The following is a 15,848-nucleotide window of genomic DNA, read 5'->3' on the forward strand; positions in this document are numbered from 1 at the left end:
CGAATATGCTATATTCAGCTGTATTAGCTCAGACCTGATCTGACAGTTACCGGTTATTTATACAGGTATCTGTCAGGTTACATCTGGCTTAAATTTTTCTCAGCCCAGATGCGCTTTCCATCAAGTAACGTTTCCATTGGCGTCCGGCCACAACACATTTTCCCCTGATGGGTTCGCTCATTATTATAGTGAGCCAGCCATTCATCAAGATTCGATTGTAATACATCAATATCGCCATATAATTTTTTGCGGAACGTTACCTGATAAAACTCGTTCAGTACCGTTTTATGGAACCGCTCGCAGATGCCGTTGGTCTGCGGTGACATTGCCTTCGTTTTCGTATGCTCAATGTCATTTATCGCCAGATAAAGCTGGTAATCATGCTGCTCCACTTTGCCACAGAACTCAGTGCCTCTGTCGGTCAGTATCCTCAGCATCGGCAACCCCTTAGAATCATAAAATGGCAGCACACGATCATTCAGTAAATCAGCCGCTGTAATCGGTGTTTTAGAGACGTAGAGCTTGCAGTGAGCCACTTTCGAGTACGTATCAACGAAAGTCTGCTGATAGATACGCCCGACGCCTTTCAGGTTGCCCACATAGAACGTGTCCTGTGAACCCAGATAACCCGGATGAGCGGTTTCAATCTCACCCCTTGCTTCGTCATCACTGGCTTTACGTTCCAGTACGGCAATTGTAGTGGATCGGCTGTCGGTCACTTCAATGCCATTGCGGGCCACTTTCTCTTCCAGTGCTTTCAGGCGTTTTTTGAAGTTCTCAAGGTTATGACGTAACCAGACAGAACGGACACCACTGCCGGAGATAAAAACGCCCTGTTTACGCAGCTCGTTGCTGGTCCTGTGCTGGCCATAAGCCGGGAATGCGACAGCATAATCAACAACAGCCCGCTCAGTGACCTCATCGGTTCGGTTCTTAAGGTTAGGAGCGCGACGGCTGCGATTTATCAACGCATCCACGCCACCTTCATCGGCCAGCTCACGATAACGGTAAAACGTATCGCGAGAGACGCCCATGATTTTGCAGGCTTTCGACACGTTACTAAGTTCTTCAGCCAGGTTGAGCAAACCGGTTTTGTGTTTGATGACGGGATTGGTAGTATGAATCATGAGAGTTACCTTGTGTTTTGTATAAGGATTCGACACTCATATCAAAATCGGTAACTCTAAACCTTGCAAGGCCATGTGTCAGATCAAGTCGCGACTAATACATTTTAATGTTCCCTTCCCAGTAAACCCTGTCGCCGTCGTTTTATATACTGACAGAACAATAAAGTTGACATGTCAGACATTCTTTACCTGAAGCAGGTTACCTGACAAGCAATCCGTACCAGATATATTCACCTATATATTACAACATTACCTTGACTTATTTTATTGATGCGTTATTCGTAATTATATAAATATATAACACAGGAGTAACCATGGATAATAATAAAAAAGAAGAACTATCCAGAAGTTCCAGAAGAGGCAAGTTTCATACCGCCAGATTTTCTCCTGCTGAAGTGCGAACCCACTGCATCAGCGTCAGATTAAATCAGGAAGAATTAATTATTCTCGACAGTAAAAGAGGCTCATATAAAAAAGGGGAATGGTTAAGAATGGCTTCCCTGAATAAAATCCCGCCGGTACTGCCGGAAATAAATCGCGAAGCCTGGATTATGCTTGGCCGACTTTCACAGGATTTAAACCACCTGCTGAATCATCTCGACAGCAAAAGCCCTGACAGCGACCTGACCCGCACAGAACTGTTTGCTGTCCGCAGACAAATACAGACGCTTCGTGAGCATCTCATTACCACAGCCTTTATGGTGCCAGACCGATGAAAGGCATGCAGAAAATCAGGAGGGGTAAACAATTTGCCGGTGTTGTGCTGTACAGCCTGAAATCCGGCTCACACCACAACGTGATGCCGTATGTCATCGGCAGCAATATGACCGGAAACACGGCTTCTGAGCTTATCAGTGAGTTTGAAAGTTCTAAACAATTGCGTCCCGATGTCACCAAGCCCGTCTGGCATAATTCACTTCGCCTGCCAAAGGGAGAAACACTGTCAGCCAGACAGTGGGCGGCATTCGCCGACGATTATATGACCCGGATGGGGTTCACTGAAACGCACCTTCGCTGTTATATCCTTCACGATGATACCGACGGGCAGCATATCCATATCATTGCAAGTCGCATTAACATGGCCGGTGGAAAGCTGTACCTGGGGAAAAATGAAAATCTCATCAGCACCCGCATTATCAGCGAACTGGAGCGAATACACGGACTCACTGAAACAACACCTGCAACCAGCAGTCGCCCTCAGGCTAAAAGAAAACCCTCACGCAATGAGCTGATGATGGCAGAACGAACAGCAGTTCCCTGCCCTAAGTCTCAGTTGCAGACCCTGATTGATAATGTCTTAACGCATCGTCCCGATTTACTGACTTTTATCGACATGCTGGAACAGAAAGGTGTGACCTGTAAACCCAATATCGCGTCGACCGGAAAAATGAATGGATTTTCATTTCAGTACCAGGGTATTGCCTTTAAAGCGTCTCAGCTTGGAAAAAAGTATGGCTGGTCTTCTCTGCAAACGCAGATTGATTTTACACCAGAGCACCTGGCCTTACTGAAAAAAGAGCAACAACAGACTGTACCAGTGCCAGTGCCAGTGCCAGTGCCAGTGCCAGTGCCAGTGCCAGTGCCATCATGCGAGCCTGAAGAACAGGTTGCAAACCGGGAAACGATTCTGGAGAAAATCCTTCAGCTTGAAGAAAAAATTCGTCTGGAAAGACAACAGGAAACAGTGGGTGTCATTCAACTCAGGAGCAAACTGCACAATACAGCTCGTCAGATACCCCGCCAGCGTCGTCTGCATTCGTGGCTTGTATTGCTCGGCCATATTGTGGCACTTCTCAGGCGCAGGGGCATGTCTCTGTTACATGCCACTGCACATCCTTTCCACCAAATCCTGCACCTGCATCTTCTGACACCCTGTCATTCCATGACAACAAATCCCATTAAAGAACAATTAGTTAAAAATAACCCCCATCCTGCACCATAAGTTAACTAATCCATATTTTAGTGATAGTCAATAAAATATTGATCGTTTATATAGATCGATAATCTTGTTATGATAGTTATAACCTATTAACAGAGATCCATCGATCGGTACAAGCAATTTTACTAAAGCGGATCATTCATCGAAAATGTTCAAAAATACATCACCTTAAATCAGGCCACGGAGTCATGATGGATAATAAAACGATTAGCTGCCCCTTCTGCTTTACACAAAGCCCGCACGGCGTGCGGATTTGCAAAGGCTGCCATGCAAAAGTCGCCTACGGTGAGAGTCCGCTCAGTGTGGCATTCCTGTTTCAATTCGTGGCATTAGCTCTCGCCTGGTTAGTATTTTCATTGACCGGCAGCACTCCTGTCTCAGTCATTACGTTTTTTGCCAGCGTCATTATTCTTATCTGCATTATTAAAAAGAAATATGCAGACAGAGTTGTTTTTATACGGTGATATTAATTTCATACCACCGCAAACATAAAAAATTAATATGAGAGAACTTATGAACAGATTCATGTTTTCTGTGTTTTTTATTTCTGCTTTCCTTATTTCTGGTTGTTCAACATCAGGCAACCAGCATCTAAAAAAAGAAACATCACAAAGTCTGCAGTCGAAAATTATAAAAAATAAAACAACGAAATCAGAAATCATTACCGCATTAGGTGAGCCCGAAACCAAAACTACACTTGATAGTGGCAATGAAGAATGGACTTATTCGATGGATAACAATCAGTTTGATGCCACCACATTCATTCCAGTGGTCGGGTTGCTGACAGGCGGTTCACAGACGCAGGCCAAAACGCTGGAAATCGAATTTAAAGGCGAAACGGTCAGTAAGTGGACGTTCTCTGAAAACAACAGCAAGATGAAAACCGGCCTTATTCAATAACGTACTCTACAGTCTGGGATTATTTTATGAAAACATATGCATTTACCACACTCATTGCGTCCATTTTTTTGCTGAGTGGCTGTACCGGTGAACCGTCTGAGCAGGATATTTACACTGCGATGAATAAGGTCATGGAGCAGACGAATGCCATCGTTAAATCCATAGCAGGTAAAGATGTCCCGAAAGACGCACTGCGGGAATTAAAATCTGTCAAAAAGCATGACTGCGAAAAACTATCGGATAAAAGCTATAAATGCAATGTAACAGCTGTTGTCGATAACGAAAAACGCACAGCGGCTGTCACGCTGATCAAAACGGATGATGGCTGGCAGGTCATTGATAAGTAAGACCACAGTAAAACAATCCCGCCAGGCAGGACACCAGACCGGTGGCTCCTGCCTTTTTAATGCCCGGTAATGTCTTGCGGGAAACGACTGCTTTTATGTCACTCTGCCATCCCCTGTCCAGTACGTATCCGCTGCCTCACAGCCTTTTCCTGACCACGGATCCTGGTGGTGTATAAGCCAGAGAACGTGCAATGCGTTTCTTTTCATACTGTGCCAGTAAATCAGCATAAATGTGCTCTGCTTCATCCAGATTGCCTGAAATATAATTCACGAGCGAATTCAGGCAATGCAGTAATGTGTCACTGTTTGCGAGTTGCCTGAGCAGAGGGGCCTTCAGGGTAGAAACGACACCCATAAACATCTGCATGATATTATCAACGTGATAACACGAATTGCGATATTGCGCCCGTGAATAAAAATACTTCAGATGGTATCCAGCGAAAAGCACATAAAGTTTTCTGTAAAAAATATTGTTATTAACACTGTCGCGATGGTGTGTTATATATTTATCAACAACAAATATAAACTTTTCTTCCTGAGAAGAAACACAAATATTACTCATAACCCTCTCCTTTTTTGTTTTTATAATTAAGTACTATCAGCTTTAAAATTTAAATCAATACAAAATTGAAAATATTTTATTTTAAAATGACAACTATTTATTCTTTTAATACTGGAAACAGCTTACGCTGTTGGAATGTTGAGTCCGATCGATTGCATTACCACTTCCTTTTTTCAAAAGCCAGGTAGTTTCCAGATTTCAGATAAAACCCCTTCAGGAATTTTTTTGAGAGAGTGCTACGCACCGGCTCACGCCCCCGACGACAGATATATGTAGATTATTTTTACCCGTCAGATGAAAACCCAACGTTTAATCCCTCTTGCAGCGCCGCTGAGTGCCCACAGCACTCACTCGCTGAAGCAGAAAGGATTTTTCCGAAGGGGTTCCGGCGTGAGCCGTATTAAGTTAACGGGTAAATCATGTAGTCGGGTCCACTCTTTCGCTAAACTCAGCAGTCTGAATCTCTGCGCGAAGCGTATTTGTGCTGAGAGCTAAACCCAACTGTCTGAACTCCTGCGCGAAGCGTATTTCTACTGACAGTTAAACACTATAGCAATGTTCTGAAGCCCAGTGGCGCAACATACAGGTGCGCAGGCTTCACTTAAGGAATAATATTACGAAGGAAAATCAGCAATAGCAGTGTTTATCAAACTGTGTACAATGGAATTTTGTGTCAGTCTAAAGCTAAATTTCGGTTTCTTGTTTCTTTATCACTCTTTTATCTTGCAAATACAAAAAGAAAATTAATCAATTACATCAACAAGTTAAGATAGAATATTGGTTGTATCTTTCAGAACCAAAAATTATTAATGACATAACGGGTGATGGTGAAATTTAGCACCCTTCGTAATAACTCTGACAACCCTTAATATTTCACTAAAAAAATAATCACAGAGCAATAAATATAATATTTTAAAATTTTTATTACTAATAATATTGACAAACAAATTTAATATGCCATATCTGTTATCACAATAATAAAAAAGGAGCCATTATGTCAAACACAAGTGTTATGTTAACTAAAGAACAAAAAGCAATCATTGCAGAAGCATTAGATGTTATGCCCGAAGATCTGGAAGAAATAAAAGTTAAAGCAAGTGCCTGTAAAAAGACATCCTTTCGTGACGATTTTTCGATGGTCTTTAAAGATAATACGGCCACACTCGCCCGAATGGATCTGACACCAACGGCATTCAGAATTGTTCTTTATCTTTTCTCAGTCATTGATTATGGAAATATTATCCCTGACTTTTCACAGTCACGTACTGCCAGAGAGTTAGGACTGAATAAATCGAATGTTTCACGTGCATTCAGAGAATTATTTGAGAGGAAAATACTGATCCGTAACGCTGAAGACGGTCAGGTTTACCTGAATTCTAATTTATGCGTAAAAGGTATTCCTCATCGTTTCAATGAAGATCTGATGGATAAATTCAGTAAATCCAGACTTGAGACTGAAGATTTTGCCACTTCATTCAACTTTTATCGCGCAGGGCGCAAAACAAAGCCTGTAAAAAAATCCAGAAACAGATATCCAACTGACGGCATTCCCTTTTAAAAGACATAACAGCGCGGTGATTTTACGCCCCACACCAGCGAAAAACTTAACAAAACAAAGGATATCTTAATGAAGCAAAGACTCCCTGCTTACCTTTACCAGAATAAATTATCAGATGAACAACGCAATCTGAACAATACTGCTCACTATGTGTTTTGGCTTCTCACATTAATCGCTTCATACACACCAGATAAAAACACTGTTTACCTGAACTTTCACCGTGCAACATCCATCGCACAGCAGGAAGATATACATATTACGCCAGCCCGATTTTATCGGGCCATCGATGAACTGATTGATACGAATGTTATTATACCTACTGAGTTTAAATACCAGTATCGTTTAAACCCTGTATTTTTCAGTTATCTTAAATAAAACAAAGGGCAGAGAATGAAAGTTTAGGATATTCCTATCCTGCAATGCTTACTATAGCAAAACCACATGACCGCTATCAAAAGCACATAATTTTTATATATCATTACCAGTAGGATTAAAATAAGAAGGTACAGACTTGTGCTGTCTGTACCCATGATAATTTATTACAGACTTTACACCTTTTTACCTGCGTTATTCTTTCTGATAATATTTTTTTCATTGACAAGGTGCTCAATACACATTCGTACTTCATCATTAATGGTAACATCTGTAGCACCTTCGACCAGTATAGAACACAACAAATAAAGAAGGACATGCTCAAACTCTATCTCTTCGACTGGATCTACATAATTACGATAGGTTTCAATAGCCTCATACAAGCTATCCGGTGAAGTCACAAATGCACATACAAAATCTTTATCTTCCGGTACTCTGATTGAATTATTCATTTTAAATCTCCTGTACTTATTAATTTATAATGTCACGGTAAAAATGCCATCATAATTTCCACCAATGACTATTGTTATTACTTCTTAATACCAAAGCCTAACCTAATACTACTTATAAAATATCAGGCGGCCCTCGACTCATTGTTGAATAGCACCATTTATTTTTACACACCAAATTTAATACACTCATCATTAGCCCCGTAATCAGGCTGCATTTTTACGTGAACGTTCAATTGCAGATGCGATCCATTCATCAACTTCGCTTTCGACAAATGCAATTGCACGCGAACCAATTTTTATTGGTTGTGGAAATAAACCTTCGTTGATTAGACGATAAATCCAGGCCTTGCCATAGCCGGTTCTGTTCATAACTTCTGGCAAGCGAATTAGGCGGGTGTTTTGATTGTTCATTTTGTTTTCCCTTTGTCGTTGTGATGGGATCACTATACGAACAGTTGGGAAAAGAAAGGAGCGAGCTTCCTAACTGCAGGGTTACGGTCTGCCCTGCAGTAGTAGACTTCGGGAATTCGAGATCAGTTAGAATCAGAGAGTTTCATCACATCTGAAACTCTCATGTTTTTCAGGTGGGGATTTCGGTTCATGAAAAAATTGAACTGCCTAATGAAGTCTATCGTTGCAGCTTTCATCGCAAGCGGACGATCTGAGTCTTTAATGTGATACCCTAAACGGGTAGTTGTTTCTTCATCTTCATCAGTATAAAGAAGCCGGGAGAGGCGATCATCTGAGATTCTTAGTTCTTTCCTTTTTGCCCAAAGTAAGATGTCCAGCATCGCAACCAACCTGTAATTTATGATTTTTTTAATGGTTCCATAGCCGAAACGAACGATACCGGTTTCATTAACTTCCACTCCTTTTACCGATCTCCATTGTGGCAGGGCCGCTTTTATCGATTCGGCTATTTCATCGTCAGTACCACTACCAAGATCGATTTCAAGCAACACCGTTTTCTCACATAAGGGGGACAAGAGTTGTGACACATAAGCTTCGTGATGAGGCGCATTAACACAATATTCATCGTTTCCTTCCTCCCAGGTGAAAAGATTCACACTAAGAGCCATCACACTAAGTTCAGCAAGCCTGGTGATATCCGTGATAAAAATGTGTGGAGGACTGTAGAGAGTATCGTTAACTGTTGGATAATCGAGATGCTTCCCTAACTGTTGGATAATCGAGATGCTTCCCTTTGAAAAGATGGGGGTTCCCACTGAAAATTTCAGTCATGTACACCCATAGCCCTTTCTTTTCTTCGTCAGTAGGCCCAGGCTTGTACAGAAGTGCTCTTGCCCAAAGTTCGTGATACAAGGCATTTAAACTGATGTCTTCGAGCTTGCGATAGTTATCTATGTCAAGCCAAGCTTTGATTTCTTTAGTATGCTCTGGTGACCAGTTTTTCAAAATTCAAATCTCCTGCCTTCTTAAAGATTTAAGTCATACGAATAGAGTTCAGTTAGTTTGAAAAAACTACCGTATTCACTAATCGATGAAAAGCACTTCCTGCTTGCAAGTTAACCTAGCCAGAAGGAAGTTGAACTGAGAAATTTGTTATCTTTTGATGCAACTTGCCAGGGTCTACGTCCTGTCAGGAAAGGAGAGGCAGGGACATGGACCGACTACGCCCTGCCTCTTACTTTACTCTGGGCGTATCTTGTCGTTGTTCTCGACCTTTTCGCCAGAAAAACCGGAGGGGTGGGCAATGAAATTCAATTCTCACCTGACAACAAACTTACCATCAGAGCACTGGAAATGGTTTGGGAGCGCCAGGGGTCAACAACGGGTAAAAAGTGATCCGCATACCGCCACCACCGACGGTCTAATGTTGATCCACCTTGTTTACTCAGGATTAGCTTCAGCGATAACCCCGGCTTTCCGTTTTTGCTTCAGTCGATAGCCTTCTCCTTTTATTTGTACGACGTGTGTGATGTAAAATCCGGTTCAACATTGCCGATGTAATGGTAGCATCTCCCGCGAAGGTTTGGTCCTATAGTCCGGACGGCAGGTTACAGGCGTAAATTTACTGCAGGTGTTTCTGATGTATCCACGGGTGGTTTGTGGAAATTTTTATTCCGCACATCATGAACACCTTTCCCCAGCTGTTGCATTTCACAGAATTTCTGATATCTAATGACTTAAACATTTTTTCATGGGGGTGTTTATGGAATTAGTCATATCCTTATTACAAAAGGGATTATTAGAAAAGGCATTAGACCTTGCCATTTCTGAATCATTCTTCAATGCAAGATCACCTGATGATATAAAGAAAGCTTTAAAAATAGGCTATGACATTAATGCTGTTAACAGTAACGGCAACAATGCCATTTTTGCCTGCAGAACCCTGGAAGCCATGGATTGCCTGCTCAGTTATGGAATTAATATACACCATATCAACGGACATGGGCAAAATGCGCTCTTTCATCAAAAAAATCCAGAAATACTGAAGAAACTGATTGAACTGGGTTTAGACACCTCGCATACGGATACTAATGGCTACACATGCATTTTTGAACATTACAGGAATGATGAAGGATTGACAGAATTAATTAATGCTGGTTGTGATATAAATCACATCGATAAAAAAGGAATGAATATTCTCTTCATGCCCCTTTCCCCGGAAGTTTTATCCGTAGCAATACATGCTGGATGCAATGTCAATCAAATTGATCATTCAGGGAAAGGATTTATTGAAAATGTATATGATTATGAATTACATGATATCATTCTCTCGCATATTGATAAATTTGACAGAAGAACGCTGCATGTAGATTTTTGTGATCTCGACTCAGCCTTTTTCTTGTATTACCTTTCTGAACATGGATTCAAAATAGAACTTAATAAAGACCATTTCACCATTAACAGTTACATTGGTGATTATAAAGAAATCTTATCCATACTTGATTTCATCAGTGAAATTCATGATATTCACTTCTATAAATATAAAGGCGGCCCTCTCTATAAAGATATCAACAAGCGAATTGTAAAGTGGATGATAAGAAATAATCTCTTGGTTGATTTATCAAAAATAAATAAACACAAGGATTATGAAGAAATTAATTCATACAAAATCCGTCGAGAACAGAAAGAAATCTCCAGGCATTTAAAACCTGCTAAAAGTATATCTGCAACAGTCAAAAACGGCGGAAGATTGTGAGAGCTTATATGTGTGATTCATTCTCATTGTTTCAATATACTGCCTCAACATGAACAAAGAAATTCAGCATCAACTATATTGGGAATTACTCTATGAATCGTATGGTGCTAAGGGTCTGACGCCTCTGCCTGGTGATGTGGAAGCTGCAGGCAATTTTAAAATATCTGCTCGTTGTTTAGTGAACTTGTCAATCATTACCCAAGTGATATTGATTATCAGCACTCGTGCTGGATCACGGCACTTCTGGAAATAAAACTTAATGAGGTAAATGATTGTCAGATGTATTCGAGAACTGCCCATCGCTGATAGCCAGTATCAATGTCAAATCAGGTTCTGATCTCCTAATCGTGCTCTCGCGATCAGTTTTCATAGAAACAGTATCCTTTATGCTCGGAAAGGCATATACCCCTAAAGCAGCTCAGGTTTATCTGGCTGAGGCTATGACGCGAAACCATTAGGGAATCTAAAAAAAGTAAAGACTGTGTGATTTGTGAGCTTGATTGAATGCACTGAGAACTCACGCCGCTGGCGATATTGCTTAAACACAACCGGCAAATAGATCGATAGTCCCCACGGAGGAACGAGGGCATATGCCAGCTTACGTTGTTCGGGAACTTCTGCTTAGTGCCAGCAGCGGACGTTGCGCGGTATGTTAGTTATGATACGAAATGTTTGCGTAAGATTTTTTCTAATAGTGAAAAAATTACTGTGACCCTTTTTGGAGTAATCGTCTGATAAGGCCGATATAAATAAAATTGCCATTTCTCCTGTCGCAGTTCTGGCAGGGGTTTTATGAGTTGACCATTTGCTAAGTACTCTCTACAGATAAAATCGCTGGACTGTACAACCGTTTTGCCAGCCAAAGCGGCCTGAATTTCTGCGTATGGGTCCGTAGTATAAAATTCAATATGACGAGGGACAAAGGTATTCACTGCGTCACTCATAAATTCAAAGATTTTTCCCGTTTCAGGATTAAGTAAACCACTGAATGGATAACGTTGCCGAAGATCTTCTAAATCCGTTGGAGCTCCCAGGCGCGCAACGAGTTCTGGGGATGCTACCAAAATATGTTCCACCTGCGTGATATTTTTAATGATAAAGTTTGGATTAGGTTCTCGCCCGACGCGTATACCTATATCGATACGATGCTCGACAGTATCAAGTTTCATCATGTCTAAACGCCAGTCGATAAATAATTCAGGATATGGGCGTAGCGCAGTCAATAGTTCATATAATACTTGTTCATGCTTTGGAAATCGAAGCGACGTGATACGGACAATGCCCTTCATTTCATTATCATCTTTCGCCGTCTGAAATAGTTTTTCCGAATCCTCTAGCAGTCGCCTGGCTTGAGGTAAAAAAAGCTCACCGAAGCTTGTGAGAAAGATCGAGCGAGTATTGCGTCTGAAAAGGGGTTCATCAAGCTGTTTCTCCAGCTCAGCGATTGTTCGTGTTACAACCGATGGTGAAACCGAAAGCTTTATAGAGGCTTCGCGGAAGTTGAGGGTCTCAGCGGCGATGATAAAAAACTTCAGAGCATCAAGTTTGTTCATGATTGTTGTGAAAGTTGCAATAATGTTTTTTGATATTAGCAATTAATTTGCAATTATTCCAGTCGTATAATCAAACCATCAAACAAGTAATCTATCGTATCCTTTTATCAGAACTTTGAAGAGTAATTTATGGCAATACAACCAGTAGAATTAAACAAAGCCTATCGTTTATTGCAGGTCGGGCCAACGACGATGATATCGGCTAAAAATAATGGTATTGAAAATGTCATGGCAGCTGCCTGGGTGGGATTAGTAGGCAATAACAAAGTGATGGCTTTTATAGGTCCACAGGCATTTACACGCGGCCTTGTCGAAAAAAGTGGATATTACGTTGTCCAGGTCCCAGTAGTAAATCAGATGGAAATGGTTTTATATGCAGGCGGTCACAGTTATTCTGACATACCCGAAAAAAACAATAAAATCCCACTTTTTTATCAGAAAGAGTTTGATCTGCCTTTAGTTGTAGGTTGCGCTGGCTGGCTAGTCTGTAAGGTTATACCCAATGAAGAAAATGAAAAGCAGCACAACTTGTTCATGGGGGAAATTGTCGGAGCATGGAGTGATGACCGCGTTTTCAGGAATGGGCACTGGATTTTTGATGATGCGCCTGATGAACTACGTACTGTCCATTACGTAGCTGGCGGACAGTTTTACGCCATTGGCAAAGGTACAAAATTTAATTATGGTCCGGGAAAAGACTAATCCTTACTTCTGTATAAATGTAGCCATAGAAAATGGCTACATAGAGGTAAGAACACCAAAATCAACCCACTAAAGATGTCTGCTCTTCGCTCATAAGAGACAACCATACTCAAATCTCCCACATTGCAGGAGATTTGAGTATGAACACGTCACCGTGGAATAAAGACCGTATCATAGGCCAAAAAAGACCACTTCAGATATCTCATATCTGGGGGATCCGAATCCGGCTTGAACTGGAAGGTAAAACGCGTGATTTAGCTCTGTTCAATATGGCCTTAGACAGTAAGCTACGAGGCTGCGATCTGGTGAACCTCAAAGTATCTGATGTTGCATATGGTAGCTCGGTTTCAAGCAGAGCAACGGTGCTGCAACAGAAAACCGGTAGCCCTGTGCAATTTGAGATAACCAAAGGGACAAGAGAAGCTGTTGCTGCATTGATAAAGCTTGGCAATTTGCACAGTAAAGACTTCTTGTTTCGGTCTCGGATCGGAACTAACCGGCACATATCAACCCGACAATACAGCCGAATTTTTCATGGGTGGGTAGAAAAGCTTGGTCTCGAAGCTTCGCTTTACAGCACACATTCCATGAGAAGAACAAAACCTTACCTGATATACAAGAAAACCAAGAATCTTCGGGTGATCCAACTTCTGTTGGGCCATAAGAAACTGGAAAGCACTGTCCGTTATCTAGGCATCGAAGTCGATGATGCGTTAGAGATCTCTGAATCGATTGAAGTCTAAGGTTGTCAGGGCTGCAACAGCAGCCCTGTGCCAAAAGCGGAAGTAGGCTGAAGATAAATTAGCATTGCTGTTAGTCGTGGGTTCTGCAGATGGGTAGAAATTGATAACTTAGGATGCAAGTTCGTCCCGCTCTTTCTGCAGTTTTCATCGAGGGGATGTTCTCCGGAATAATTGTGCCCATATACAAAGATAGTTCAGAATCGGAATGAGTTAATAATCGGTACAGCAGGCGTTGCGCTCGGGCTGACAATGATCGACCACGAAAAGCAGGAAGTATTACTTTGTCAGTAATACGATATCCTCGCAGAAAAGCGATGTTTCCTTTCTGGCATATTAGCAACCCGGCGCGAACGTCGTTTTCATAGATAATATATACTTCTCTCTCAGAAATATGGTCACACAACTCTTCGTCATCAACTGCTACCAAATTGTTTGCAGACAGTTCGCGAACTGTCTGCCATGTATGCTTATAGGCATCGCCCAGAGCCTGACAACACCAGTCAAAATCTTCGTATGTCGCCACTTGCAAAGTAAGAGATTTATCATTGAATTCCGGGGGTTCAGAAAAAGAGGTGGCGTATATATACTGGTCGGGAATACCCTGCGGGAAGGACTGGCCGGGTACAAGAATGCGAACATACTGAGCTCTGAGTTGTGACCATTCCTTACTAATGAGTTCTAATGCAGTATGATTTAGGTCAGAATCCATACCTACAATATCAATAAAAGGTTTGTTAATATTTCCGCCCTGATAACGGGGGCCAGTAAGAAATTGCTTTCCATCAATTTTGAGTTTTCGTTGTAAAAAATATTCCTGACATAATCCAGTTTCTCTCCAGGGAAATCGCGCCGAGAAACTTCTGTCTGTACACCTCGATTCCTGCTCTGACAACCATTGTTTTAGCCATGAACGTAGGGTAAATTCAGACACCGGTAGCCTGGCATATTGAGATAGCATGTAAGATAGCATAAAAAATATTTCGCCCTTGGATGTAAAAATGTTCTTTATAAACAAATCAGAATAGCTCTACTCTCATTTTATTACCAATTATAGCTGGCACGTCCGCTCCTTGCTCAATGCGGACCTTTAGCTCGATAGCTTGTCCGCTCCGCGCCAGAAGCGAACAGTGTTATCAGTGGCGATTGATAAAACGTCAGCCCGTAGACCTTGTCTCACAGCACCTCCACCACTTCAAATTCTTCTGCGATCAACTCCATATCTTCAGAAAAATGACCTTCGGAGCTGAAAAATCTCTGATGCTCTCTCTTCCAGTATTCAAGGCTTAAATCGCCTTCACCTTCTTTGCGGGCGAATGCTTCAGTGACATCACAAAAACGAACCAGCTGCATCGAAACCAGTCTGATCACGCAAACTGGAACATTCTGGCCATCAAGAATAATGTTATAACTCCCTATCCTCGGGGCAGATTTTTCCTGCTGGTAAGAGGCAAAAGATCCGCAAGAGGCCGTTTTGATCCCTTTTTTGATCAGGTCAGCAAGCTCGTTAGCCAGCTCCGGACTGTCACCCATTTGCCAGGCATCTGCGCCGGGATACTTCTTTTTTATTTCCTCAACCTCAACCATGAAAATCCCTTCGTTATCGTCAATGAAAAGAAATGGCATACCTTTTTAACATGAGCGGTCCCAACATTATCAGCGATATCTTTCTTTAGATAGTGTGGTCCGTTTTTCGCTCATAAGGGACAACCATACTCAAATCTCCCACATTGCAGGAGATTTGAGTATGAACACATCACCGTGGAACAAAGACCGTATCATCGGCCAAAAAAGACCACTTCAGATATCCCATATCTGGGGGATCCGAATCCGGCTTGAACTGGAAGGTAAAACGCGCGATTTAGCTCTGTTCAATATGGCCCTGGACAGTAAGCTTCGAGGCTGTGATCTGGTCAAACTCAAAGTATCGGATGTGGCAAATGGTAGTGCGGTTTTAAGCAGAGCAACGGTGTTGCAACAGAAAACCGGTAGCCCTGTGCAATTCGAGATAACCAAAGGGACAAGAGAAGCTGTTGCTGCATTGATGAAGCTTAGCAATTTGCACAGTAAAGACTTCTTGTTTCGGTCTCGGGTCGGAACTAACCAGCACATTTCAACCCGACAATACAACCGAATCTTTCATGGGTGGGTAGAAAAGCTTGGTCTCGAAGATTCGCTTTACAGCACACATTCCTTGAGAAGAACAAAACCTTACCTGATCTACAAGAAAACCAAGAATCTTCGGGTGATCCAACTTCTGTTGGGTCATAAGAAACTGGAAAGCACAGTCCGTTATCTGGGCATTGAAGTCGATGACGCGTTAGAGATCTCTGAATCGATTGAAGTCTAAGGTTGTCAGGGCTGCAACAGCAGCCCTGTGCCAATAACGGACGTTGTTAAGCTTATGCAGTATGGATTCACGAAGAACAT

18 protein-coding genes and 3 pseudogenes are annotated in these 15,848 nt (G+C 41.9%); 12 read left to right on the forward strand and 9 right to left on the reverse strand.

Going from position 1 to position 15,848, the window contains the following annotated elements; translation table 11 throughout:
* Positions 1-77: 77 nt before the first annotated feature.
* Positions 78-1,127: an IS481 family transposase gene (locus ACMGG5_RS00515; RefSeq protein WP_191120507.1), complete on the reverse strand. Its 1,050-nt coding sequence runs from the start codon at positions 1,125-1,127 to the stop codon at positions 78-80.
* 314 nt (positions 1,128-1,441) lie between these two features.
* Here ACMGG5_RS00515 and ACMGG5_RS00520 point away from each other — a divergent pair, with 314 nt between their 5' ends.
* The 5 genes from ACMGG5_RS00520 (at position 1,442) to ACMGG5_RS00540 (ending at position 4,313) form a co-directional block, all read left to right on the forward strand.
* Positions 1,442-1,843: an ATP-binding protein gene (locus tag ACMGG5_RS00520; protein ID WP_191120506.1), complete on the forward strand. Its 402-nt coding sequence runs from the start codon at positions 1,442-1,444 to the stop codon at positions 1,841-1,843.
* On the forward strand, positions 1,840-3,069 hold the full coding sequence (locus ACMGG5_RS00525; RefSeq protein WP_420277323.1) for a relaxase/mobilization nuclease domain-containing protein: 1,230 nt from the start codon (positions 1,840-1,842) through the stop codon (positions 3,067-3,069). The genes ACMGG5_RS00520 and ACMGG5_RS00525 overlap by 4 nt, the downstream gene beginning before the upstream one ends.
* Before the next feature lie 188 nt (positions 3,070-3,257).
* A complete protein-coding gene (locus ACMGG5_RS00530; RefSeq protein ID WP_001594380.1) occupies positions 3,258-3,530 on the forward strand; it encodes a hypothetical protein in 273 nt (90 codons plus the stop codon).
* 49 nt (positions 3,531-3,579) lie between these two features.
* Positions 3,580-3,966 carry a hypothetical protein gene (locus ACMGG5_RS00535; protein WP_420277324.1) on the forward strand — a complete coding sequence of 129 codons (387 nt, stop codon included), beginning with the start codon at positions 3,580-3,582 and terminating at the stop codon, positions 3,964-3,966.
* A gap of 26 nt (positions 3,967-3,992) precedes the next feature.
* A complete protein-coding gene (locus ACMGG5_RS00540) occupies positions 3,993-4,313 on the forward strand; it encodes a hypothetical protein (protein WP_001594383.1) in 321 nt (106 codons plus the stop codon).
* A 136-nt stretch (positions 4,314-4,449) separates the two neighbouring features.
* Here ACMGG5_RS00540 and ACMGG5_RS00545 read toward each other — a convergent pair whose 3' ends face one another.
* Positions 4,450-4,875: a hypothetical protein gene (locus ACMGG5_RS00545; RefSeq protein ID WP_023317202.1), complete on the reverse strand. Its 426-nt coding sequence runs from the start codon at positions 4,873-4,875 to the stop codon at positions 4,450-4,452.
* A gap of 994 nt (positions 4,876-5,869) precedes the next feature.
* Here ACMGG5_RS00545 and ACMGG5_RS00550 point away from each other — a divergent pair.
* Together ACMGG5_RS00550 and ACMGG5_RS00555 are read left to right on the forward strand one after the other, a co-directional pair.
* Positions 5,870-6,433, forward strand: a complete 564-nt coding sequence (locus ACMGG5_RS00550) for a helix-turn-helix domain-containing protein (protein ID WP_000072654.1) — start codon at positions 5,870-5,872, stop codon at positions 6,431-6,433.
* 69 nt (positions 6,434-6,502) lie between these two features.
* Complete coding sequence (locus ACMGG5_RS00555) at positions 6,503-6,808, forward strand: hypothetical protein (RefSeq protein WP_000813690.1); 306 nt, start codon at positions 6,503-6,505, stop codon at positions 6,806-6,808.
* Between the two features lie 173 nt (positions 6,809-6,981).
* On the opposite strand, the gene ACMGG5_RS00560 is transcribed toward ACMGG5_RS00555, so the two are convergent.
* The 3 genes and pseudogenes from ACMGG5_RS00560 to ACMGG5_RS00570 all read right to left on the reverse strand — a co-directional run bounded on the left by ACMGG5_RS00560 (position 6,982) and on the right by ACMGG5_RS00570 (position 8,673).
* Positions 6,982-7,257, reverse strand: a complete 276-nt coding sequence (locus tag ACMGG5_RS00560) for a hypothetical protein (RefSeq protein ID WP_001065761.1) — start codon at positions 7,255-7,257, stop codon at positions 6,982-6,984.
* Positions 7,258-7,461: 204 nt separating this feature from the next.
* A complete protein-coding gene (locus ACMGG5_RS00565) occupies positions 7,462-7,668 on the reverse strand; it encodes a helix-turn-helix transcriptional regulator (protein ID WP_001064738.1) in 207 nt (68 codons plus the stop codon).
* 122 nt (positions 7,669-7,790) lie between these two features.
* Positions 7,791-8,673 (reverse strand): annotated as a pseudogene (locus tag ACMGG5_RS00570) (DUF6387 family protein).
* Positions 8,674-8,913: 240 nt separating this feature from the next.
* Here ACMGG5_RS00570 and ACMGG5_RS00575 point away from each other — a divergent pair.
* Positions 8,914-9,042, forward strand: a pseudogene (locus tag ACMGG5_RS00575) (IS3 family transposase); the annotation flags it as partial.
* Positions 9,043-9,108: 66 nt separating this feature from the next.
* On the opposite strand, the pseudogene ACMGG5_RS00580 reads toward ACMGG5_RS00575, so the two are convergent.
* Positions 9,109-9,256, reverse strand: a pseudogene (locus tag ACMGG5_RS00580) (ATP-binding protein); the annotation flags it as partial.
* Positions 9,257-9,430: 174 nt separating this feature from the next.
* Between ACMGG5_RS00580 and ACMGG5_RS00585 the strand changes: the two are divergent.
* On the forward strand, positions 9,431-10,423 hold the full coding sequence (locus tag ACMGG5_RS00585; protein WP_420277327.1) for an ankyrin repeat domain-containing protein: 993 nt from the start codon (positions 9,431-9,433) through the stop codon (positions 10,421-10,423).
* A gap of 656 nt (positions 10,424-11,079) precedes the next feature.
* On the opposite strand, the gene ACMGG5_RS00590 is transcribed toward ACMGG5_RS00585, so the two are convergent.
* Positions 11,080-11,976: a LysR family transcriptional regulator gene (locus tag ACMGG5_RS00590; protein ID WP_047174611.1), complete on the reverse strand. Its 897-nt coding sequence runs from the start codon at positions 11,974-11,976 to the stop codon at positions 11,080-11,082.
* A 129-nt stretch (positions 11,977-12,105) separates the two neighbouring features.
* Between ACMGG5_RS00590 and ACMGG5_RS00595 the strand changes: the two genes are divergently transcribed.
* Both ACMGG5_RS00595 and ACMGG5_RS00600 read left to right on the forward strand, forming a co-directional pair.
* On the forward strand, positions 12,106-12,678 hold the full coding sequence (locus ACMGG5_RS00595; protein WP_048980365.1) for a flavin reductase family protein: 573 nt from the start codon (positions 12,106-12,108) through the stop codon (positions 12,676-12,678).
* 140 nt (positions 12,679-12,818) lie between these two features.
* The gene (locus ACMGG5_RS00600; protein ID WP_023320086.1) at positions 12,819-13,421 is read left to right on the forward strand and encodes a site-specific integrase; all 603 of its coding nucleotides are present in this window, start codon (positions 12,819-12,821) and stop codon (positions 13,419-13,421) included.
* 70 nt (positions 13,422-13,491) lie between these two features.
* On the opposite strand, the gene ACMGG5_RS00605 is transcribed toward ACMGG5_RS00600, so the two are convergent.
* The gene (locus ACMGG5_RS00605; protein ID WP_075201568.1) at positions 13,492-14,391 is read right to left on the reverse strand and encodes a hypothetical protein; all 900 of its coding nucleotides are present in this window, start codon (positions 14,389-14,391) and stop codon (positions 13,492-13,494) included.
* A 203-nt stretch (positions 14,392-14,594) separates the two neighbouring features.
* On the reverse strand, positions 14,595-15,005 hold the full coding sequence (locus tag ACMGG5_RS00610; protein WP_048991878.1) for an ASCH domain-containing protein: 411 nt from the start codon (positions 15,003-15,005) through the stop codon (positions 14,595-14,597).
* A 160-nt stretch (positions 15,006-15,165) separates the two neighbouring features.
* Here ACMGG5_RS00610 and ACMGG5_RS00615 point away from each other — a divergent pair, with 160 nt between their 5' ends.
* Positions 15,166-15,768: a site-specific integrase gene (locus ACMGG5_RS00615; RefSeq protein ID WP_232959881.1), complete on the forward strand. Its 603-nt coding sequence runs from the start codon at positions 15,166-15,168 to the stop codon at positions 15,766-15,768.
* The last annotated feature ends 80 nt before the right edge of the window (positions 15,769-15,848 follow it).

This window comes from Enterobacter sp. BNK-34, assembly GCF_048684445.1.
GTDB classification, from domain to species: Bacteria; Pseudomonadota; Gammaproteobacteria; order Enterobacterales; family Enterobacteriaceae; genus Enterobacter; species Enterobacter pseudoroggenkampii.